The sequence below is a fragment of the Pseudescherichia sp. genome (genome assembly GCF_031998825.1).
Classification (GTDB): Bacteria; Pseudomonadota; Gammaproteobacteria; order Enterobacterales; family Enterobacteriaceae; genus Pseudescherichia.
This window is the reverse complement of the sequence record NZ_DAMACX010000056.1, coordinates 1-22100: the sequence shown is the minus strand read 5'-3', so window position 1 is coordinate 22100 and position 22100 is coordinate 1. Positions and strand designations below refer to the sequence as shown.

Genomic DNA, 22100 nt, shown 5'->3' with positions numbered 1-22100 from the left:
GCCCGACGAGCTACCAGGCTGCTCCACCCCGCGTCCGTGGAAGCGCACTATACTCCGCTCGCTCTTTGACGCAACCCTTTTTCGAAAAAATTGTTAAATAATGAAAGCATCCGCATAAAAATGGCACAAAATGCGCGTTTTTTGAACGTAATTGCCCTTAAGTCCCGTATTTCGCATTTCATTAGCGAAACTGGTTTGTTATCTTCATCACGCACCCTGGTTAACCAAAAGACGAGAAATAATGAAAGGACGTTGGTCGAAGTATCTCCTAACGGGCGCAGCGCTGGCTTTGCTTGCCGCCTGCTCCTCAAAACCGACCGATCGCGGTCAGCAGTATGAAGACGGGAAATTAACCCAGCCTTTCACCCTGGTAAACCAGCCGGATGCGGTTGGTGCTCCTATCAACGGCGGTGACTTTGCCCAGCAGGTTGGCCAGATCCGCAGCGCCTCGCCGCGCCTCTACGGCAACCAGAGCGCCGTCTATAGTGCGGTGCAGGAGTGGCTGCGCGCCGGGGGCGATACCCGCACCATGCGCCAGTACGGCATTGATGCCTGGCAGATGAACGGCACCGATAACTACGGCAACGTCCAGTTTACCGGCTACTACACCCCGGTCGTACAGGCTCGCCATACCCGGCAGGGCGAGTTCCAGTATCCTATCTACCGCATGCCGCCTAAACGCGGCCGCCTGCCGTCCCGGGCAGAGATCTACTCCGGTGCGCTCAGCGACAGCTACGTGCTGGCCTACAGCAACTCGCTGATGGACAACTTTATTATGGACGTGCAGGGCAGCGGCTATATCGATTTTGGCGACGGCAGCCCGCTTAACTTCTTTAGCTACGGTGGTAAAAACGGCCATGCCTATCGCAGTATTGGTAAAGTGCTGATCGATCGTGGGGAAGTGAAGCGTGAGGATATGTCGATGCAGGCGATCCGCCACTGGGGGGAGACCCACAGCCCGGCCGAGGTGCAGGAGCTGCTGGAGCAGAACCCTTCCTTTGTTTTCTTCAAGCCGCAGTCCTATGCGCCGGTGAAAGGTGCCAGCGCCGTGCCGCTGATTGGCCGCGCCTCGGTAGCCTCCGACCGCAGCATTATTCCGGCGGGGACAACGCTGCTGGCGGAGGTCCCGCTGCTGGATAACAACGGCAAGTTCAGCGGTCAGTATGAGCTGCGCCTGATGGTCGCCCTCGACGTGGGTGGCGCAATCAAAGGCCAGCACTTTGATATCTATCAGGGGATTGGTCCTGACGCCGGGCACCGCGCCGGATGGTATAACCACTACGGCCGCGTATGGGTACTGAAAAACGCGCCGGGGGCAGGAACCGGTAACGTCTTTAGCGGCTGAGTATGCTAATCTGCGCGCCCAATTTATATATCTGAGGTCTTATGTCTGTGGTAATCAGCGATGCCTGGCGTCAGCGTTTTGGCGGCACGGCGCGGTTGTATGGTGAAGATGCGCTGGCGCTGTTTGCCCGCGCGCATATCTGCGTGGTCGGGATCGGCGGCGTCGGCTCCTGGGCTGCAGAAGCGTTGGCTCGTACCGGGATCGGTGCTATCACGCTGATCGACATGGACGACGTCTGCGTGACCAACACCAACCGGCAGATCCACGCCCTGCGCGACAGCGTCGGGCTGGCCAAGGCTGAGGTAATGGCGGACCGCATCCGCCAGATTAACCCCGAGTGTTTGGTGACGGTAGTGGACGACTTCGTCACCGCCGACAACGTGGCGACGCTGCTAAATAAGGACTTCACTTACGTTATCGACGCGATCGACAGCGTGCGGCCCAAAGCGGCGCTGATCGCCTACTGCCGTCGGTATAAAATTCCGCTGGTGACCACCGGCGGCGCGGGCGGGCAGATCGATCCGACGCAGATTCAGGTCAGCGATCTGGCGAAGACGATTCAGGATCCGCTGGCGGCCAAGCTACGCGAGCGGCTGAAAAGCGACTTTGGCGTGGTGAAGAACAGCAAAGGCAAGCTGGGCGTAGACTGCGTCTTCTCTACCGAGGCGCTGGTCTACCCGCAGGCGGACGGCACGGTGTGCGCCATGAAGAGCACGGCGGAGGGGCCAAAACGGATGGACTGCGCGTCCGGCTTCGGCGCGGCGACCATGGTTACCGCCACCTTTGGCTTCGTGGCCGTCTCCCACGCGCTGAAGAAGATGATGGCAAAAGCAGCACGTACTCCGTAACGTGTAGGCCGGGTAAGGCGAAGCCGCCACCCGGCATTTTCATTCTTTCGCCGCCTCAACCACCGCCTCGCTCAACGCCGCCAGGCCCTGGTTGCGCGAGGCGCTCAGCTGGGCACGCAGCCCCAGCTCATCAAACAGCGCCAGCGGATCGCCCCCCAGCAACGCCTCAGCGCTTTTTCCCTCAACGGCCGTCAGCAGCACCGCCAGCAGACCACGTACGATGCGCCCCTCGCTGTCGCCAAAGAAGTGCATTTTCCCCGTTGCCGTGCGCGTATGACCTAGCCAGACCCGATTCTCACAGCCGGGGATCTCCCGGGCCTGCGCCTTTAGCTCCTCCGACAGGGGCGGGAGCTGCTTGCCGAGCATGATGAGCTGGCGATACTTATCTTCCCACTGGGTCAGCGGGCCAAAGGTCTTTCTTAGCGTCTCTTCGGTGACGGCGGTGCCAAACGGGTGTCCGGCAAAAGCAGAGCTAGTCATTAATCCACCAGTATTTCAAGGGCGCGATCGACGGCGTTAACCAGCGCATCGACGTCCGCTTTCGTGTTGTAGGGAGCAAACGAGGCGCGCAGCGTCCCGCTCACCCCAAGGGCTGCCAGCAGCGGCTGGGCGCAGTGCTGCCCGGCGCGCAGGGCGATGCCGTACTCCGCCAACAGGGTAACCATATCGCTGTGGTGCACCCCGGCAAAATCGAACGCCAGCAGGCTGGAGTCCTGGCAGCGGAACGAGCGGAAACCCGGCCGCTGGGCCAGCGCCTCTTCGGCCAGCGTCGCCAGGCCACGGCTGTAGCTCTCGGCCTGCACGATATCAAACCCCTCCAGCCACTCCAGCGCGGCGCAAAGGCCAATCACCCCAGCAACGTTCGGCGTACCTGCCTCCAGCCTGTAGGGTACGGGCTGGGTCGTGAAGCCGTCGAAGGTCACCTCAGCAATCATCTTGCCGCCGCCCAGCCAGGGCGACATCTCGTCCAGCAGGCTGGCCTTGCCGTAGAGTACCCCAATGCCAGTCGGGCCATAGAGCTTATGGCCGGAGAAGGCGTAGAAATCGATGCCCAGCTTCTGCACGTCGGCGGGGAAGTGCACCGCCCCCTGCGCGCCGTCGACCACCACCACCATGCCTGCGCCGTGGGCCCAGGCGATAGCACGGGCCAGATCCGGACAGCCGCCGGTGACGTTGGACATCTGCCCGAGGGCGAGGATGCGGCTGCGCGGGGTGATTAGCTCATCAAGCTGCTCAACGTCCGGCACGCCGTTGGCCGCCAGCGGCAGCTGAACGATGCGCGCCCCGGTCTGCTCCGCCAACATCAGCCACGGCACCAGGTTAGCATGGTGCTCGGCCACGCTGACGATGATCTCATCTCCCTCCTTGAGGCGAGGGCGGGCATAGCACTGGGCGACCATATTGATGGCTTCGGTGGTGCCCCGGGTCCAGACGATATTCTTGCCGGAGGGGGCGTTCAGCAGGGCGGCAACGCGATCCCGCGCCGCTTCATAGCGTGCCGTTAGCCGCTGGGCCTCGGCAAACTGGCTGCGGTGGACGTTGCCCGCGCTCAGGCTGTAAAACTGCTGCGTCGCATCGATAACCGCCTGGGGCTTTAGCGCCGTAGCGGCAGAGTCCAGGTAGATACCGGCATCGGCAAGCGCCGGGAACTGGGCACGAAATTGCGCAGGGTTAAAAGCGTTCATAGAATTCCTCATATCGATATAAGGATCGTCGCGCAATTTTCACCAATGTACAAGCAAAGTGCTAACCATCGGAATTATCTGTTTATCCTGGCGAATTTTTGTAAGCCGATTATGCTGATAAGTGTTAGGTGTCGATTGAAGCCTGTTATGAAAAACGGTTTGAATAGCATTTATTGCTAAAAGGAGAAGAAAATGAAAAAGACTGCCGCAATTATCTCTGCTTGTACACTGGCTTTTGCCCTGAGCGCCTGTTCTGGTCCGAACTACGTCATGCACACCAACGACGGTCGTACTATCGTTTCCGACGGTAAGCCGAAGACTGACGATCAGACCGGGATGATTTCGTATAAAGATGCGAACGGTAATAAACAGCAGATTAACCGCAGCGACGTGAAAGAGATGGTCGCGCTGGAGAAATAATCTCCGGTTAAGCTACTGACATTTAAGCTACTGAAAATAGCCTAAAAAAAAGCACCGCAATTCGCGGTGCTACATTAATCACTATGGACAGACAGGGTAAATGTACAGGAAGTGAAATAGGGTAGTTTTACTACCGTGGTCTGAAGCGCAGACCAAATGCAAACACAACAACACAACATCACAACCGTAAGCCAAAAGCCCATCAGAACACGCATTCCAAAAAAAGCTTTTCGTTCCGGCTCAGGAAGTGCCGCCACTATAGGTATTTGCTGGTAGTTCCTCAACGGACAATTTATAATGGCTCAGATAAAAAAAACTAATAGGTAACCTGTTGTTTCCTGTTTGTTAAAATGATTTAACACCTAAGCCAAAATAACCCATGTCTAAGCGATTACCGCCCTTAAATGCATTACGTGTTTTTGATGCTGCCGCCCGCCATTTAAGTTTTACTCGCGCCGCCGATGAGCTTTTTGTGACGCAAGCCGCAGTAAGCCACCAGATCAAGTCTCTTGAGGATTTTCTTGGACTCAAGCTGTTCCGCCGCCGCAACCGATCGTTGCTGCTGACGGAAGAGGGACAGAGCTATTTTCAGGATATCAAAGAGATTTTTTCCCAGCTCACCGAGGCCACGCGTAAGCTTCAGTCGCGCAGCGCAAAGGGGGCGTTAACCGTCAGTTTATTGCCCAGTTTCGCTATTCAGTGGCTGGTGCCAAGACTCTCTAGCTTTAACTCAGCTTATCCGGGAATTGACGTTCGAATCCAGGCCGTGGACCGTGAGGTTGATAAGCTGGCGGACGACGTCGACGTGGCCATTTTTTACGGTCGGGGTAACTGGCCAGGCTTGCGTGTAGAAAAATTATACGCAGAATATCTGCTGCCGGTCTGCTCACCGCTGTTGCTTACCGGTGACAAACCGTTAAAAACGCCAGAGGACCTGGCAAAGCATACGCTGCTGCATGACGCCTCCCGCCGCGACTGGCAGACCTATACCCGTCAGCTTGGCCTGAATCTTAACGTGCAGCAGGGGCCGATCTTCAGCCACAGCGCAATGGTGCTGCAAGCCGCTATTCACGGCCAGGGCGTTGCGCTGGCGAATAACGTCATGGCTCAGTCGGAGATTGAGGCCGGGCGGCTGGCCTGTCCGTTTAACGACGTGCTGGTCAGTAAAAACGCCTTTTATCTGGTTTGTCATGACAGTCAGGCAGAACTGGGTAAAATAGCCGCCTTTCGCCAGTGGATCCTGGCCAAGGCGGCAGCCGAGCAGGAAAAATTTCGCTTTCGCTATGAGCAATAACTTATTTAGACGCGTGGTTAGCGCATGACTTTAGGGTAAGACTATGACCAGCCGATTTATGCTGATTTTTGCCGCTATCAGCGGTTTTATTTTTGTGGCCCTCGGCGCCTTTGGCGCACATATATTAAGCAAATCTCTAGGCGCTGCCGAGATGGGCTGGATCCAGACCGGTCTTGAGTACCAGGCGTTCCATACCCTGGCAGTGCTGGGCCTGGCGGTCGCGATGCAGCGCCGGATCAGCATCTGGTTCTACTGGAGCAGCGTCTTCCTGGCGCTGGGTACGGTACTGTTCAGCGGGAGCCTTTACTGCCTTGCGCTGTCGCATCTGCGCCTGTGGGCGTTTGTTACCCCGGTCGGCGGCGTCAGCTTCCTTACCGGCTGGGTATTAATGTTAATTGGCGCAATTCGTCTGAAACGTAAAGGCCCTGGTCATGAATAAGCTTGTATTGTTGTGTCGCCCCGGATTTGAAAAAGAGTGCGCCGCAGAGATTACCGATAAGGCCGGACGGCTGAACGTATTCGGCTTTGCCCGCGTCAAAGAGAACGCCGGGTATGTGATTTTTGAGTGCTACCAGCCGGAAGAGGCCGACAAGCTGGCACGCGATCTGCCCTTTAGCTCGCTGATTTTTGTCCGCCAGATGTTTGTGGTTGGCGAACTGCTGCAGGATCTGCCGCCGGAAGATCGCATTACGCCGATCGTCGGCATGCTGCAGGGCGTGGTGGAGAAGGGTGGCGAGCTGCGCGTTGAGGTTGCCGATACCAACGAAAGCAAAGAGCTGATGAAGTTCTGCCGCAAGTTCACCGTGCCGCTGCGCGCTGCGCTGCGCGAGGCAAAGATCCTCACCAGCTACGAAACCGCTAAGCGCCCGGTGGTGCACGTCTTCTTTATCGCCCCTGGCTGCTGCTATACCGGCTACTCCTACTCAACCAACAACTCGCCGTTCTACATGGGCATTCCGCGGCTGAAGTTCCCGGCCGATGCGCCGAGCCGCTCTACGCTGAAGCTGGAAGAGGCGTTCCACGTCTTTATCCCGGCGGACGAGTGGGATGAACGCCTGGCGAACGGTATGCACGCCGTCGATCTGGGTGCCTGCCCTGGCGGCTGGACCTATCAGCTGGTGAAGCGCAACATGTGGGTCGCGTCGGTGGATAACGGCCCGATGGCGCAGAGCCTGATGGATACCGGGCAGGTGACCTGGCTGCGGGAGGATGGCTTTAAGTATCGCCCGACGCGCAGCAACATTACCTGGCTGGTGTGCGATATGGTGGAGAAGCCCGCCAAAGTGGCGGCGCTGATGGCCCAGTGGCTGGTGAACGGCTGGTGTCGGGAGGCTATCTTCAACCTCAAGCTGCCGATGAAAAAGCGCTATGAGGAAGTATCGAACAACCTGGCGTACATCCAGCAGCAGCTGGAGGAGAACGGCATTAACGCTCAGATCCAGGCCCGTCAGCTCTATCACGACCGCGAAGAGGTGACGGTGCACGTCCGCCGCTGGTGGGCGGCCGTCGGCGGTCGTCGCGACGAGCGTTAGGTTATTGGTTTTGTAGGCCCGGTAAGCAGAGCGCCACCGGGCGGTTACGTTAACCTTAGCTGTTGTAGATTGCCGTCGAGGTGCAGATCCGTCTGGAGTTTTGCCACCTCGCGGCAGATAAACGCCATCTCCCGGTGCGCCTCCAGCTTGCTGCGCCACTTCTCCGGTACGTCGTTCAGATGAGCATAGATCCCTTCCAGCGTTTGAAACTGCGTCAGCAGCTGGGCGGCGCTCTTCTGGCCAATCCCCGCAACGCCGGGTATTTTCGAGCTGCTGATGCCCGCCAGCCCCCAGAAATCCGTTAGCTGCTCCGGCAGGACGCCAAACTCGCTCTCAATAAAAGGGGCATCCAGCCAGCGCTTCTGAAAGTAGTCGCGAATGCGCAGGGTAGGGGAGAGAAGCTGGCAATAGCCTTTGTCAGTTGAGACGATAGTAGCCTGATGTCCCGCCTGGGCCACCTTCACCGCCAGCGTGGCGGCGAGATCGTCCGCCTCGTTGCCCTCGGAGATCCAGCAGCGCACGCCGCGCTGTTCAAACGCAGCGCGGAGAGCAGGCATTTCGTCGTGCAGGGTATCGGGCATCGGCGGGCGACCCGCCTTATAGTCCGGGAGCTTCTGGTGCCGCCAGCCGCTGCTGCGGGCCTCGTCATCGAACACCGCGACCGCGTGGGTCGGTTGGCTGTGGACAATCAGCTGCCCCAGGGCATGCGAACAGGCATCCACGCAGGGCGAACCCTGTACGGCATGAATACGGCGAATAAGGTTAAGCGCATCAACGATAAGCAGATGAACGGCCACATGAGCCTCCCGGCAATGACAGACCGGCTAAGGGTATCATTGACGGGAGGCGGAGACCATTCATCGCCAGAGGGGATCAGTCGCAGGCGACGATTTTCATTGCCAGTCCGCCGCGGGAGGTCTCCCGGTATTTGGCGTTCATATCCTTGCCGGTCTCGTACATGGTCTCGATTACCTTGTCGAGGCAGACGCGCGGCTCGCTGGTGCGACGCAGCGCCATCCGGGCGGCATTCACCGCTTTGACCGAGGCGATAGCGTTACGCTCGATGCAGGGAACCTGTACCTGACCGGCAACCGGATCGCAGGTGAGACCCAGGTTGTGCTCCATACCAATCTCTGCCGCAATGCAGACCTGGGCCGGACTGCCACCCAGCAGCTCTGTCAGCCCGGCCGCCGCCATTGAGCAGGCAACGCCCACTTCGCCCTGGCAGCCCACTTCCGCACCGGAGATCGACGCGTTCATCTTATAGAGCGAGCCGATGGCGCTGCACACCAGCAGGTAGCGCGCCAGCGAGTTAGCATTCACTTCGCGGATGAACTTGTCATAGTAGGCCAGCACGGCGGGCACGATACCGCATGCGCCGTTGGTCGGGGCCGTGACCACGCGCCCCCCGGCGGCGTTCTCTTCGTTTACCGCCAGCGCAAACATGTTGATCCAGTCGACGACCGCCATCGGATCGGTGGTGGTTTTATCGCTGCTCACCAGCATCCGGCGCAGCGCTGCCGCCCGGCGCGGAACCCGCAGCTTGCCCGGCAGTGCGCCTTCGGTGTTGGTGCCACGCTCGATGCCGCCGCGCATGACCGCCCAGACGCTGGCAAAGTGCTGCTCCAGCGCCGCTTTGCTGTGCAGGGCCAGCTCGTTCTCCATCATCAGCCCGGAGAGGGACAGGCCGGTTTGCTGGCAGTGGCGCTGCAGATCGGCTGCGTTTTTATAGGGGTAGGGCACGGCAACCGACGAGTCACTGGCCTGGCCGAAATGCGCCTCATCAACGATAAACCCACCGCCGATAGAGTAGTAGGTCTGGCTGTAGAGCAGCCTGTCGCCTGCCAGGGCGCTGATGCGCATCCCGTTTTCATGCAGGGAGAGGTTGTCGGCATGGAAGTTCATGCCGTGTTCGAGAGGGAACTCTACCTCGTGCTGGCCGTTTGCCAGCGGCAGGCGGCCCCGGGCGCTCACATCGGCAATAAATGCCGGGATAGCATCGATATCGACGCTGTCCGGCAGGTTGCCTGCGAGGCCCATAATAATCGCAATATCGGTGTGGTGGCCTTTGCCGGTAAGCGACAGCGAGCCATACACGTCGACTACGACACGGGTGGTATCGGTAAGGATCCCGCGCGTAATGAGGTCATCGGCGAACTGCTTTCCGGCTTTCATTGGCCCGACGGTGTGCGAGCTGGAGGGGCCAATACCAATTTTAAAGATATCGAATACGCTGATCATGATGCATTGTCCGTGGCGTTGGTCTGGGTTCGCCGCCCGGGTGGGCGGCGAGGGGGGGAATTAATTAAGCAGTGAAGCGATAAGCTGATACAGCGAGTAGAAGATAGCGGAGATAGCAATCAGGCCCATCACTACCACAAACGCGTTGCTGATATGGCCGCTGTATTTACGCATGGCCGGTACTTTCTGAATGGCATACATCGGCATCAGGAACAGGATCATCGCGATAACCGGGCCGCCGAGGGTCTCGATCAGGCCGAGGATGCTCGGGTTCAGCGTCGCCACCAGCCAGGTAGTCAGCAGCATGAAGATCGCGGTGATGCGGTTCAGCTTGCTCAGTTCAATGGTCTTGCCTTTGCCACGCAGGGACTTAATGACCATGCCGTTAAAGCCTTCGCGCGCGCCCAGGTAGTGGCCGAGGAAGGATTTAGTGATCGCGACCATGGCGATAATCGGTGCCATCCACTCAATCACCGGAGCATGGAAGTGGTTAGCCAGGTAAGAGAGGATAGAGATGTTCTGCTCTTTCGCGGACACCAGGTCGGCTGGGGCCAGGCTCAGCACGCAGCTGAAGACGAAGAACATCACCGTCAGTACCATCATGATGTGGGCGTAAGAGAGGATGCGGGAGCACTTTTTCTCTGCGTCATCGCCATACTCTTCGCGCTTGGCAACGGCGAAGGAGGAGATGATCGGCGAGTGGTTGAAGGAGAAGACCATAACCGGGATCGCCAGCCACAGGGTCATCCACAGGCCCTGACCGGTGTTAGCGGCAGACTCAAAGGAGAGGGTCTCCAGCGCCGCGCCGTTCCACTGCGGGATCAGGTAGAGCGCCAGCAGCATCAGGGCAATGACGAATGGGAACACCAGGATGCTCATCGCTTTCACGATCATCTTCTCGCCGAAGCGTACGATGGTCATCATGCCAACGATCAGGATCAGTGAGAGCACGACGCGCGGCGGCGAAACCATGCCCAGCTGGTGGGTCAGGAAGCTATCAACGGTGTTGGTGATCGCCACGCTGTAGACCAGCAGGATCGGGTAGATAGCGAAGAAGTAGAGCAGGGTGATGACCTTACCGGCCCCCACGCCAAAGTGCTCTTCCACCACTTCGGTGATGTCTTCGCCAGGGTTTTTCCCGGACAGCACGAAACGGGTCAGGCCACGGTGGGCAAAAAAGGTCATCGGGAAGGCGATAATCGCCATGATGATCAGCGGGATCAAGCCGCCAACGCCTGCGTTAATCGGCAGGAACAGTACCCCTGCACCAATTGCCGTGCCGTACAGGCCCAGCATCCACATGGTATCGCTCTTACGCCACGTGCTTCGCGTTTCCTGCGAAACAATGGTGCTGGTTTGCGTGGTTTCCATCTCTATCTCCATTTACTTTAAAAGCTAAATGTCAGGCGCTTAGTCAAAACCCATGAAAAAGCGCCTGACGGTAATATGAAATTCGGGAAGTAACGTGTTGGAATAGTTTTTCTTCGTTACATTTTGCGGCGGCAAGATACATTTATGTTATGACTCTGACAGTGATCGCGATCTCAAATGCAATAATCCACTTTCTATGTGGATAGGTTTAGACCAACACGCTGCTAAAAAAGCCTATTGGGAGATTTATGGTGGCGAAGGCTACCATCGCCAGGATTTGCGATCAAAGCGGCAGATGTGAAATACGATAATCACGTGGTAAAAGGCGTAGATGGCAGCGTTTTATCAGATTTAAGCAAAACTTTTCTGCATAAATAACGGGGAGCGTTTTATAAGCAATCGATTGCTTAGCGAAGGGAAACGTAAATGTATAAGAGTCGCATATGGGGGCTGTAGGCCGGGCAAAGCGGAGGCCGCCGCCCGGCGTGAAAAAAAAATCAGGCAGAGATTTCGTAGCAGGGGATATAGGCCGAGCCTGGCAGCTTCATACGGTGCTGGGCAACAAAGCCCTGTAACAGGTCGTCCATTCGGCGCATCATTGCCCGGTCACCGTGGATCTTATACGGTCCGGCGGTTTCGATAGCGCGAATACCCACCTCTTTGACGTTACCCGCTACAATTCCGGAGAAGGCCCGACGCAGGTCCGCCGCCAGCACCTCGACCGGCCGATCCGGATAGAGCTGAAGGTTAGCCATGTTATCGTGGGTCGGCTCGAAGGGCATCTGCAGATCCGACGCGATACGGATAGACCAGTTGAAGCTGTAGGCGTCTCCGGTATTGCGGCGGTGCTCTTTCACCAGCGGCATCGCTTTTTTCATCTGGCGCGCCACTTCCGGCGCATCGTCAATGATGATGCGGTAGTAGCGACGGGCCGACTCGCCGAGGGTATGGGTGATAAATTCATCCAGCACGCGGAAGTAGTCGGCGCTCTGTTTTGGTCCGGTGAGGATCAGCGGCAGCACCTGATGCTGGTTGGCCGGGTTCATCAGAATGCCGAGCAGGTAGAGCAGCTCCTCCGCCGTACCCACGCCGCCGGGGAAGATGATAATCCCGTGGGCGATGCGCACGAAGGCTTCCAGACGCTTCTCGATATCCGGCATGATCACCAGCTCGTTGACCAACGGGTTAGGTGGCTCGGCAGCGATGATGGACGGCTCGGTCATGCCGATAAAGCGTCCCTCTTTATAGCGCTGCTGAGCGTGGCCCACCGCGGCACCCTTCATCGGGGCTTCCATCGCCCCTGGCCCACAGCCGGTGCAGATATTCAGCTCGCGCAGGCCCAGCTGGGTCCCGACGCGGCGGGCATAGAGATACTCAGTTTCGTTGATTGAGTGACCGCCCCAGCACACCACCATATTGGGCGCTTCCCCCACGTGCAGCGCCCGGGCGTTGCGCAGGATCGAGAACACCAGGTTGGTAATGTGGGTAGAGCTCTCGAGATTAAGGTGCTGGAAGCGTCCGGCGTTGTGAATTTGTCCGTTAACAAAGAGGATATCGCGCAGCACGGCAAAGAGGTTAGCCTGGAGCGAGCGGATAATACGCCCGTCAACGAACGCCTCTTCCGGCGGGTTGATCAGCTCCAGCTTCACGCCGCGTTCACGACGTAACACGTTGATATCAAAATTCTGGAAGCGGGACAGCAGCTCTTTACTGCTGTCGGTCTGGCTTCCTGAGTTTAGAACGGCAAGTGAACAGTTACGAAACAGTTGGTAAAGGTCGCTGCTGGCCGAGCTTTTGAGCATATCGACTTCCAGCTGCGACAACAGATCCATTGAGCCTAGCGGGCTAATATGTGTAATCAAGTGAACTCCTTATGGGGCGAAGATCGCCGCTCCCTGTGATTACAATAGCCCTGGCATATGACGTTTAACAACCTCAGGCGCGGAATCCACCGCGCAAATCAGTAAAAAATCGTACTTTTTGCCGCCGTTACTGACGTACCAGACGCCCTGTGGCAGGCTGGAAGTCAGTGTTGCTACGCCATGGGTTGATATCCAGGCCACCGCGACGGGTGTAGCGAGCGTAGACGCTCAGCTTTTCTGGCTGGCAGAAGCGCAGCAGATCGTTAAAGATGCGCTCCACGCACTGCTCGTGAAACTCGTTATGATGGCGGAAAGAGACCAGATAGCGCAGAAGCTTCTCGCGATCGATCTGCGGCCCGCGATACTGAATCTGGACTGAACCCCAGTCCGGCTGGTGGGTGATCAGGCAGTTGGACTTCAGCAGGTGGCTGACCAGCGTCTCTTCCACTACGCTGCCAACGGCGGCGTTTTGCAGATAGTCAGCGTTGAACTGGTAGTCATCGATCGCGATATCCTGATTATCAATACACTTGCCGTTGAAATGGGCGATCGGCTGGCCTTCGATCTCATCCAGCGGATAGAGCATCACGCTCACTTTGCCCTGCGCGCAGGCGCTGAGATCCCGCTCCAGCGTGGCGCGGACCTCTTCCCAGCTGTTAAAGCGCGTCTGGTTAAAGCTGTTCAGGTAGAGCTTAAAGCTTTTCGACTCCACCAGGTTGACGCTGGCGTAGTCCAGCTCGACATGGCCCACCGCTACCTGCGGCAGGCCGTTGGCATTAAGCCATGACAGCTCATAGAGCGTCCAGATATCGCCGCCGTGAAAAGGCAGGCTACCGGCGTGCAGGCCGAGGGGATCGCGATTCAGGCTGCGGGGAACGCCTTGCAGCAAAGCCGCATCATAAATATCCTGGTAGCGGGTCGTTTTACCCAGGGTCAGGCCAGCCAGCGCCTGGTGGTTCTCATAAGAAGAAGACATGTTTCATCGCCGTTTTGCAGGTAAACTCTCAGCCTTAAGTTTATCCTGGCTGAGTGAAGAGAGGAACCGGTGGACCAAGAGACATCCCATGCCCTGAAGGCTTTTACCGCACGCTACTGCGACGCCTGGCACGAAACGCACAATAGCTGGCCGCAGAGCGAGGCGCTTTACGGCGTGCCGTCGCCCTGCGTGATCTCCTCCCTCAACGACCGGGTGATCTGGCAGCCTCAGCCTTTTGATGCAGAGCCGAATGTAAACGCTGTTGAACGAGCATTAGATATTGTGATACAACCTGCAGTTCACAGCTTCTATTCCACACAGTTTGCCGGTGATATGCTGGCACGATTCGATAATGAGACGCTGACGCTCCTGCAAACCTGGAGTGCAGACGATTTCCTGCGTGTTCAGGAGAATCTCATCGGTCATCTGGTGACGCAAAAGCGGCTAAAGCTTTCACCAACGCTATTTATCGCCACGCTCGACAGCGAACTTGACATCATCTCGATCTGTAACCTGACCGGCGAGGTGGTGAAAGAGACGCTGGGTACTCGCCAACGCACCGTGCTTGCCCCTTCGGTAGCCTCATTCCTCAACCAGCTTGAGCCGGTTATGTAATCCGATCCGCTACTATGCTTGTGAGAGATCTCCTACACGCCTGTAAGATATTGCCATTTTGTTAAAAAATATTTTTAATATGTAAAAACGATAAAGCAAATTTAAATCAGTCATTTACTAAAAATTGAGCAATATTTAACGCAAATTAATCGGTACTAAAGTCTTATGGCATCCTTGCAAGACGAAGCGGAAAGTCCGATTCTATCTGTGTCGACAGGATGTTGTGTACGAAGTGAATGTCAGGATGATGTCGCTTCCGACTCAGGACATACCGGGAAGGTATGACAGGGAAGGCTTCGGGATGAAGCAGAGAGGATAACGCCGGAGCGCGTTAAAGGACACCTCCAGGAAGGAGAATGTGAGCCGGGCAGGATATCCGGTGGATCAGGATGATTAGGAAGTCGCTTTAGGGATTAAGCGTGTCGTATCGGGCGATGCGAGCAGGCAGCACGGTTTACGGATGAACAGGTCAGGAGACCGCAGGAAAAGTTTTCATGGATGAGCAGGGAGCACCAAGGTAGCCGGACTGCTGCTAAACGAACCGGGAGCACTGTGTATACAGTGCTCCCTTTTTTATTTCTCTCCCCGCAATGCTATTCTGCGTGCCAGTTCGATCGTCATTCGAGGTTTCTATGTCCCTTCATATCAGCGTACGCGAGCAGCTGCACGCCATTGAGGCGCTGCTGCGTGAGAAAAATGCCTGGCAGGGCGTTGCCCCAGAGAGCAGCGCGTTTGCCAGTACCCAGCCCTTCTGCCTGGATACGCTGGCGCCGCTGGAGTGGCTGCAGTGGGTGCTGATCCCGCGTATGCACGCTCTGCTGGACAGCGGTCAGCCGCTGCCGCAGGCTTTTGCCGTTACCCCTTACTATGAGATGGCGCTCGACGCCAGCGATCCGCTGCGTGATGTCGTCCTTGTGCATCTGCAACGCCTCGACACGCTCTTTGCCGGTAGCGACGCCTGATGCTGGAGATTATCTATCAGGATGAGTGGCTGGTGGCGGTGAACAAACCCTCCGGCTGGCTGGTACACCGTAGCTGGCTCGACCGCGATGAAAAAGTGGTAGTGATGCAGACCGTGCGCGACCAGATTGGTCAGCACGTCTTTACTGCCCACCGCCTGGATCGGCCTACCTCCGGCGTGCTGCTGATGGGGCTATCCAGCGAGGCGGGGCGGCGGCTCTCCCAGCAGTTTGAGCAACATCAGATTCAGAAGCGCTACCATGCGATTGTCCGCGGCTGGCTGATGGATGCCGCAACGCTGGACTACCCGCTGGTGGAGGAGCTGGATAAGATTGCCGATAAGTTCGCCCGGGCTGACAAAGAGCCGCAGCCGGCGGTGACCCGCTACCGTGGGCTGGCTACCGTTGAGCTGCCGGTTGCCATCAGCAAGTTTCCGACGACCCGCTACGGGCTGGTAGAGCTGGATCCGCAAACCGGGCGCAAGCACCAGCTGCGTCGCCACCTTACTCATCTGCGCCATCCGATTATTGGCGACAGCAAGCATGGCGACCTGCGTCAGAACCGTAGCGCAGCGGCGCACTTTGGCCTGAACCGGCTGATGCTGCACGCCAGCGAGCTGTCGCTGACTCATCCCTTTACTGACGAACCGTTAACCCTGCGCGCCGGGCTGGACGATGTCTGGATGCAGGCGTTAACCCAGTTTGGCTGGCGCGGCCTTCTCCCGATGAATGAAAGGGTTGAGTTTGTGCCGGACAGCGACCAGGATGAAACGTATCAGGTAGCAACCAGGGAGTGAAAAATGGCAGAAATTGGTATTTTTGTTGGCACCATGTATGGCAACTCATTGCTGGTGGCCGAAGAGGCGGAGACGCTGCTGACCGGACAGGGGCATAAGGTTAAGGTCTTTGAGGACGGGACGCTGGCGGACTGGGCCTATTACCAGGACAAGACCGTGCTGGTGGTCACCTCCACAACGGGGCAGGGCGATCTGCCGGATAACATCGCGCCGCTCTATCAGGGGATCCGCGACTCGCTCGGCTATCAGCCCAACCTGCGCTACGGCGTGATTGCGCTGGGAGACAGCACCTACAGCCACTTCTGCGGCGGCGGGAAGCGGTTTGCCGAGCTGCTTGCAGAGCAGCAGGCGCAGCGCGTCGGTGAGGTTCTGCTTATTGACGCCAGCGAGCATCCTGAGCCCGAGACGGAGTCGAATCCGTGGGTTGAGCAGTGGGGAACGCTGCTAAAATAGATCCCATTTAGCCCTCCCGGCTGTGGAGGGCTATCGTCCTTTTTCCTCTCTTTTATCCCTGACGCTTTTCAATTCCGTGAACTTCCCCCCATCGGCTTGTGCCTTTGCCCCAAAGCAGAGTGATAAGCATCCTGAATGTTGTGTGCTTGCACGGTGAGCAGATTCTGGCCGCTTCATATACTTTTCTCGCCAGTTATTAAAACGCAGTACGCAGGGTGATAACGAGCCGCTGCACAGATACTGCAATAAAACACCAGTACGTCATTCTGATACCCCTACAGGTTGTGCTTTTCAGAATGAATGTAGCTCAACGCTATAATTCAGGAGTGCAATAATGAGTTCATTAAGCCAGGCAGCGAGCAGCGCCGAAAAGCGCACTAACGCTCGCTATTGGATAGTGGTGATGCTGTTTATCGTCACGTCCTTCAACTATGGTGACCGCGCGACGCTATCTATTGCTGGCTCTGAAATGGCAAAAGATATCGGTCTCGATGCTGTTGGCATGGGTTATGTTTTCTCTGCATTTTCATGGGCCTATGTTATCGGCCAAATACCGGGCGGCTGGCTGCTTGACCGCTTCGGCTCCAAACGCGTTTACTTCTGGTCAATCTTCATCTGGTCACTGTTTACCCTGCTGCAGGGCTTCGTGGATATCTTCAGCGGCTTCGGCATCATCGTTGCGCTCTTCACCCTGCGCTTCCTGGTGGGCTTAGCGGAAGCGCCATCCTTCCCCGGCAACAGCCGCATCGTGGCGGCCTGGTTCCCGGCGCAGGAGAGGGGCACGGCGGTCGCCATCTTTAACTCCGCTCAGTACTTTGCCACCGTTATCTTCGCCCCGATCATGGGCTGGCTGACCCACGAGGTGGGCTGGTCACACGTCTTCTTCTTCATGGGCGGACTGGGCATTGTCATCAGCTTTGTCTGGCTGAAGGTGATCCACGAGCCGAATCAGCACCCTGGCGTGAACAAGAAAGAGCTGGAGTACATCGCCGAAGGCGGCGGGCTGATTAACATGGATCAGCCGGGCACCAAAGTGAAAGTGCCGTTCAGCGTCAAGTGGGCCCAGATCAAGCAGCTGCTTAACTCGCGCATGATGATCGGTGTCTATATCGGCCAGTACTGCATCAACGCCCTGACCTACTTCTTTATCACCTGGTTCCCGGTTTACCTGGTGCAGGCGCGTGGTATGTCGATTCTGAAAGCGGGCTTTGTCGCCTCCGTCCCGGCCATCTGCGGCTTCGCCGGCGGCGTGCTGGGCGGCATCATCTCCGACTGGCTGATGCGTCGTACCGGCTCGCTGAACATCGCCCGTAAAACGCCTATCGTGCTGGGTATGCTGCTCTCGATGGTGATGGTCTTCTGTAACTATGTTGACGCAGAGTGGATGATCATCGGCTTTATGGCGATGGCCTTCTTCGGCAAAGGCATCGGCGCGCTGGGCTGGGCGGTTATGGCCGACACCGCACCGAAAGAGATCAGCGGCCTCTCCGGCGGTCTGTTCAACATGTTCGGCAACGTCTCCGGGATCGTCACCCCGATCGCCATCGGCTACATCGTTGGCACCACCGGCTCCTTTAACGGTGCGCTGATCTACGTCGGTGTCCATGCCCTGGTCGCGGTGCTCAGCTATCTGGTCATCGTGGGTGATATCAAACGTGTCGAACTGAAACCTGTGACAGGACGCTAATGATGACTACACAATCCAGCCCCGTTATTACCGATATGAAAGTGATCCCCGTCGCTGGCTACGACAGTATGCTGATGAATATCGGCGGGGCACATAACGCTTACTTCACCCGCAATATCGTGGTGCTGACCGACAACGCCGGGAACACCGGCGTTGGGGAAGCCCCCGGCGGAGAGGTGATCCTCAAGACGCTGACCGACGCGATCCCAATGGTTATTGGTCAGCAGGTAGCCCGCTTAAACCAGGTGGTACAGCGGGTGCATAAGGGCAACCAGGCGGCTGACTTTGATACCTTCGGTAAAGGTGCCTGGACCTTTGAGCTGCGGGTGAATGCGGTCGCGGCTCTGGAGGCCGCGCTGCTCGACCTGCTGGGTAAAACCCTTGGCGTGCCGGTCTGCGAGCTGCTGGGTCCAGGCAAACAGCGCGACGCCGTGACGGTGCTCGGCTACCTGTTCTACGTCGGCGATCGTCAGAAGACCGATTTGCCGTATCTCGTCAAAACCGAGGGCAACCACGACTGGTATCATCTGCGTCATCAGGAGGCGATGAATAGCGAAGCGGTGGTGCGCCTGGCCGAAGCGTCCCAGGATCGCTACGGCTTTAAAGATTTCAAACTGAAAGGCGGCGTACTGCCGGGCGAGCAGGAGATCGACACCGCCCGCGCGCTGAAAAAACGCTTTCCCGACGCCCGCATTACCGTCGATCCCAATGGCGCGTGGCTGCTGGATGAGGCCATTGAGCTCTGCAAGGGGCTGAACGATGTGCTGACCTACGCGGAAGATCCGTGCGGCGCAGAGCAGGGCTTCTCTGGCCGGGAAGTGATGGCGGAGTTCCGTCGGGCAACGGGCCTGCCGGTGGCCACCAACATGATCGCTACCAACTGGCGTGAGATGGGCCACGCGGTGATGCTCAACGCGGTAGATATCCCGCTGGCGGATCCGCACTTCTGGACCCTCTCCGGCGCGGTGCGCGTGGCGCAGCTGTGCGACGACTGGGGCCTGACCTGGGGCTGCCACTCCAATAACCACTTTGATATCTCGCTGGCGATGTTTACCCACGTCGGTGCCGCCGCGCCGGGGAATCCGACCGCCATCGACACCCACTGGATTTGGCAGGAGGGCGACGCGCGCCTGACCAAACAGCCGCTGGAAATTAAGCATGGCCAGATTGCCGTGCCGGACGCGCCAGGCCTTGGCGTGGAGCTGGACTGGGACCAGGTACAGAAGGCCCACGAGCTGTATAAGACGCTCCCGGGCGGGGCGCGTAATGACGCAGGCCCGATGCAGTACCTGATCCCCGGCTGGACGTTCGATCGCAAGCGTCCCGTCTTTGGTCGAAACTAAATTTGTCATAGAAAGGATTAAACGATGAGTAATCAATTTTCTACCCCCGTTGTCACGTCTATGCAGGTGATCCCGGTTGCGGGCCACGACAGCATGCTGATGAACCTGAGCGGGGCGCACGCGCCGTTCTTCACCCGTAACATCGTTATCATCAAAGACAACTCGGGTCACACTGGCGTGGGCGAGATCCCAGGCGGCGAGAAGATCCGCCAGACGCTGGAAGATGCTGCCGCGCTGGTGGTGGGTAAAACCGTTGGCGAGTACAAAAATATTCTGACCGCGGTACGCAACCAGTTTGCGGATCGTGACTCTGCGGGCCGCGGCCTGCAAACCTTCGACCTGCGCACCACCATCCACGTGGTGACCGGTATCGAAGCCGCGATGCTGGACCTGCTGGGTCAGCACCTGGGCGTTAACGTGGCGACCCTGCTTGGCGACGGCCAACAGCGCAGCGAAGTAGAGATGCTCGGCTACCTGTTCTACGTTGGCAACGCCAAAGCGACGCCGCTGCCGTACCAGAGCCAGCCGGATGACCAGTGCGACTGGTACCGTGTGCGCCATGAAGAGGCGATGACCCCGGATCGCGTGGTACGCCTGGCCGAAGCGGCCTATGAAAAATATGGCTTTAACGATTTTAAACTCAAAGGCGGCGTGCTGGCGGGGGAAGAGGAGGCCGAGTCCATCGTGGCGCTGGCGAAACGCTTCCCGCAGGCGCGCGTCACCCTCGACCCGAACGGCGCATGGTCGCTGGCCGAAGCGATCAACATCGGTAAGCATCTGAAGGGCGTGCTGGCCTACGCGGAAGATCCGTGCGGCGCAGAGCAGGGCTTCTCTGGTCGTGAGGTGATGGCCGAGTTCCGTCGCGCCACCGGCCTGCCGACCGCCACCAACATGATTGCCACCGACTGGCGGCAGATGGGCCATACGCTCTCTCTGCAATCCGTCGATATCCCGCTGGCGGACCCGCACTTCTGGACCATGCAAGGCTCGGTGCGCGTGGCGCAGATGTGCCACGAGTTCGGCCTGACCTGGGGCTCGCACTCCAACAACCACTTCGACATTTCGCTGGCAATGTTTACCCACGTGGCCGCCGCCGCGCCGGGCAAAATCACCGCCATCGACACCCACTGGATCTGGCAGGAGGGCAACCAGCGCCTGACCAAAGCGCCGTTTGAGATCAAAGGCGGGATGGTGCAGGTGCCGAGCACGCCGGGCCTGGGCGTTGAGCTGGACATGGACCAGGTGATGAAGGCGCACGAGCTGTATCAGAAGCACGGTCTCGGCGCGCGTGACGATGCCATGGGCATGCAGTATCTGATCCCTGGCTGGACGTTTGATAACAAACGTCCGTGCATGGTGCGTTAATGCAGAGGCCGGTCCCGGCGGGATCGGCCTGTTCCCTGTTTTTCCGGCTGTAGGGTTTAGGCAATCACACTCTGCGTAAGGACGGCTTATGAAAATTGTTATCGCACCGGACTCTTATAAGGAGAGTTTGAGCGCCCTTGATGTCGCGACCGCCATTGAGGAGGGCTTTCGTGAGATCTTTCCGGCGGCGGACTATATCAAACTGCCGGTGGCGGATGGCGGTGAAGGTACGGTTGAGGCGATGGTCGCTGCCACGCAGGGGCGGATCGTCCAGGTTACCGTGACCGGCCCGCTTGGCGCTCAGGTAGAGGGTTTCTACGGCCTCTCCGGCGACGAGCAGAGCGCATTTATTGAGATGGCGGCTGCCAGCGGCCTTGAGCTGGTCGCACCCGAACAGCGTAATCCGCTGATCACCACCTCGTGGGGAACGGGGGAGCTGATCCGCCACGCGCTGGACGTCGGCGTTAAGCACATCATTATTGGCATCGGCGGCAGCGCTACTAACGACGGCGGCGCGGGCATGGTGCAGGCGCTGGGGGCGAAGCTGCTGGATAGCGAAGGCAACGCCATTGGCCAGGGCGGCGGCGCGCTGGAGGCGCTGGCGCGGATCGACACCAGCGCGCTCGACAAACGGCTTCACGACTGCCGTATCGAGGTCGCCTGTGACGTCACTAATCCCCTGACCGGTAAAGAGGGCGCATCGGCTATCTTTGGGCCGCAGAAAGGGGCGACGCCGGAAACGATCGCCCGTCTCGATGAGGCGCTTGGGCACTATGCCCAGCTGATCAAGCGCGATCTCGATCTCGACGTATTGGATCTGGCCGGTGGTGGGGCAGCAGGCGGTATGGGCGCGGCGCTGTATGCGTTCTGCGGAGCCGAGCTGCGTCAGGGCATTGAGATTGTCACCGACGCCCTGCATCTCGATCGCTATGTCGCCGAAGCCGATCTGGTGATCACCGGCGAAGGGCGGATCGACAGCCAGACCGTGCACGGCAAAGTGCCGGTGGGCGTGGCAAAGGTGGCGAAGCGCTACAACAAACCGGTGATCGGCATTGCCGGTAGCCTGACGGCGGACGTCGGCGTGGTGCATGAGCATGGGATCGATGCGGTATTCAGCGTGATCTACGGCATCTGTACGCTGGATGATGCCCTGAGAAACGCGGCGGAAAACGTGCGCATGACGGCGCGCAACGTGGCGGCGGTGTTGAAGGCGGGCCAGGAATTACGTTAACCAAAAGCATAGTCACGCCCGGTGGCGCTTCGCTTACCGGGCCTACACGCGGCACCGTGTCTGCCGTAGGCCGGGC

Annotated in this window: 21 protein-coding genes; 14 read left to right on the top strand and 7 right to left on the bottom strand. The window is 58.2% G+C overall.

Features of this window, described 5'->3' with window-relative positions; genetic code table 11:
• The first annotated feature begins 241 nt into the window (after positions 1-241).
• Entirely contained in the window at positions 242-1345 is a 1104-nt protein-coding gene (mltA, locus tag RTP97_RS18675) for a murein transglycosylase A (RefSeq protein ID WP_312416325.1), read from the top strand.
• A 41-nt stretch (positions 1346-1386) separates the two neighbouring features.
• A complete protein-coding gene (gene tcdA, locus RTP97_RS18670) occupies positions 1387-2193 on the top strand; it encodes a tRNA cyclic N6-threonylcarbamoyladenosine(37) synthase TcdA (RefSeq protein WP_312416322.1) in 807 nt (268 codons plus the stop codon).
• A gap of 39 nt (positions 2194-2232) precedes the next feature.
• On the opposite strand, the gene csdE is transcribed toward tcdA, so the two are convergent.
• Entirely contained in the window at positions 2233-2673 is a 441-nt protein-coding gene (gene csdE, locus RTP97_RS18665; protein WP_312416320.1) for a cysteine desulfurase sulfur acceptor subunit CsdE, read from the bottom strand.
• The gene (gene csdA, locus RTP97_RS18660; protein ID WP_312416318.1) at positions 2673-3878 is read right to left on the bottom strand and encodes a cysteine desulfurase CsdA; all 1206 of its coding nucleotides are present in this window, start codon (positions 3876-3878) and stop codon (positions 2673-2675) included. Before csdA ends, csdE begins: the two co-directional genes overlap by 1 nt.
• Positions 3879-4070: 192 nt before the next feature.
• On the opposite strand from csdA, the gene RTP97_RS18655 reads away from it, so the two are divergent.
• From RTP97_RS18655 to rlmM, 4 genes are all read left to right on the top strand, one after another.
• Positions 4071-4298 (top strand): YgdI/YgdR family lipoprotein, encoded by a 228-nt coding sequence (locus tag RTP97_RS18655; protein WP_042387893.1) that lies wholly within the window; start codon positions 4071-4073, stop codon positions 4296-4298.
• Between the two features lie 379 nt (positions 4299-4677).
• Complete coding sequence (gcvA, locus tag RTP97_RS18650) at positions 4678-5592, top strand: glycine cleavage system transcriptional regulator GcvA (RefSeq protein ID WP_103818329.1); 915 nt, start codon at positions 4678-4680, stop codon at positions 5590-5592.
• Between the two features lie 43 nt (positions 5593-5635).
• The gene (locus RTP97_RS18645) at positions 5636-6031 is read left to right on the top strand and encodes a DUF423 domain-containing protein (RefSeq protein ID WP_312416314.1); all 396 of its coding nucleotides are present in this window, start codon (positions 5636-5638) and stop codon (positions 6029-6031) included.
• On the top strand, positions 6024-7124 hold the full coding sequence (gene rlmM, locus RTP97_RS18640) for a 23S rRNA (cytidine(2498)-2'-O)-methyltransferase RlmM (RefSeq protein ID WP_312213754.1): 1101 nt from the start codon (positions 6024-6026) through the stop codon (positions 7122-7124). Before RTP97_RS18645 ends, rlmM begins: the two co-directional genes overlap by 8 nt.
• Before the next feature lie 44 nt (positions 7125-7168).
• On the opposite strand, the gene xni is transcribed toward rlmM, so the two are convergent.
• The 5 genes from xni to queF form a co-directional block, all read right to left on the bottom strand.
• Entirely contained in the window at positions 7169-7921 is a 753-nt protein-coding gene (gene xni / locus RTP97_RS18635) for a flap endonuclease Xni (protein ID WP_312416312.1), read from the bottom strand.
• A 76-nt stretch (positions 7922-7997) separates the two neighbouring features.
• Entirely contained in the window at positions 7998-9365 is a 1368-nt protein-coding gene (locus RTP97_RS18630; RefSeq protein ID WP_312416310.1) for an L-serine ammonia-lyase, read from the bottom strand.
• Between the two features lie 60 nt (positions 9366-9425).
• A complete protein-coding gene (locus RTP97_RS18625) occupies positions 9426-10736 on the bottom strand; it encodes an HAAAP family serine/threonine permease (protein WP_312416307.1) in 1311 nt (436 codons plus the stop codon).
• A 497-nt stretch (positions 10737-11233) separates the two neighbouring features.
• Entirely contained in the window at positions 11234-12598 is a 1365-nt protein-coding gene (gene ppnN / locus RTP97_RS18620; protein ID WP_312416305.1) for a nucleotide 5'-monophosphate nucleosidase PpnN, read from the bottom strand.
• A gap of 127 nt (positions 12599-12725) precedes the next feature.
• Positions 12726-13574, bottom strand: coding sequence for an NADPH-dependent 7-cyano-7-deazaguanine reductase QueF (gene queF, locus RTP97_RS18615; RefSeq protein WP_312416303.1), 849 nt, complete (start codon positions 13572-13574; stop codon positions 12726-12728).
• Positions 13575-13643: 69 nt separating this feature from the next.
• Between queF and syd the strand changes: the two genes are divergently transcribed.
• From syd to RTP97_RS18575, 8 genes are all read left to right on the top strand, one after another.
• The gene (gene syd, locus RTP97_RS18610; RefSeq protein ID WP_312416301.1) at positions 13644-14189 is read left to right on the top strand and encodes a SecY-interacting protein; all 546 of its coding nucleotides are present in this window, start codon (positions 13644-13646) and stop codon (positions 14187-14189) included.
• A gap of 632 nt (positions 14190-14821) precedes the next feature.
• On the top strand, positions 14822-15151 hold the full coding sequence (locus RTP97_RS18605; RefSeq protein ID WP_312416298.1) for a YqcC family protein: 330 nt from the start codon (positions 14822-14824) through the stop codon (positions 15149-15151).
• Entirely contained in the window at positions 15151-15945 is a 795-nt protein-coding gene (gene truC / locus RTP97_RS18600; protein WP_312416296.1) for a tRNA pseudouridine(65) synthase TruC, read from the top strand. Before RTP97_RS18605 ends, truC begins: the two co-directional genes overlap by 1 nt.
• 3 nt (positions 15946-15948) lie before the next feature.
• Positions 15949-16398, top strand: coding sequence for a flavodoxin (locus RTP97_RS18595; protein WP_312213736.1), 450 nt, complete (start codon positions 15949-15951; stop codon positions 16396-16398).
• A gap of 334 nt (positions 16399-16732) precedes the next feature.
• Positions 16733-18085 (top strand): galactarate/glucarate/glycerate transporter GudP, encoded by a 1353-nt coding sequence (gudP, locus tag RTP97_RS18590; RefSeq protein WP_312416295.1) that lies wholly within the window; start codon positions 16733-16735, stop codon positions 18083-18085.
• A 2-nt stretch (positions 18086-18087) separates the two neighbouring features.
• Positions 18088-19428, top strand: coding sequence for an enolase C-terminal domain-like protein (locus RTP97_RS18585; RefSeq protein WP_312416327.1), 1341 nt, complete (start codon positions 18088-18090; stop codon positions 19426-19428).
• Between the two features lie 24 nt (positions 19429-19452).
• On the top strand, positions 19453-20793 hold the full coding sequence (gudD, locus tag RTP97_RS18580) for a glucarate dehydratase (RefSeq protein WP_312416293.1): 1341 nt from the start codon (positions 19453-19455) through the stop codon (positions 20791-20793).
• An 88-nt stretch (positions 20794-20881) separates the two neighbouring features.
• The gene (locus RTP97_RS18575) at positions 20882-22024 is read left to right on the top strand and encodes a glycerate kinase (protein WP_312416290.1); all 1143 of its coding nucleotides are present in this window, start codon (positions 20882-20884) and stop codon (positions 22022-22024) included.
• Positions 22025-22100: the final 76 nt, after the last annotated feature.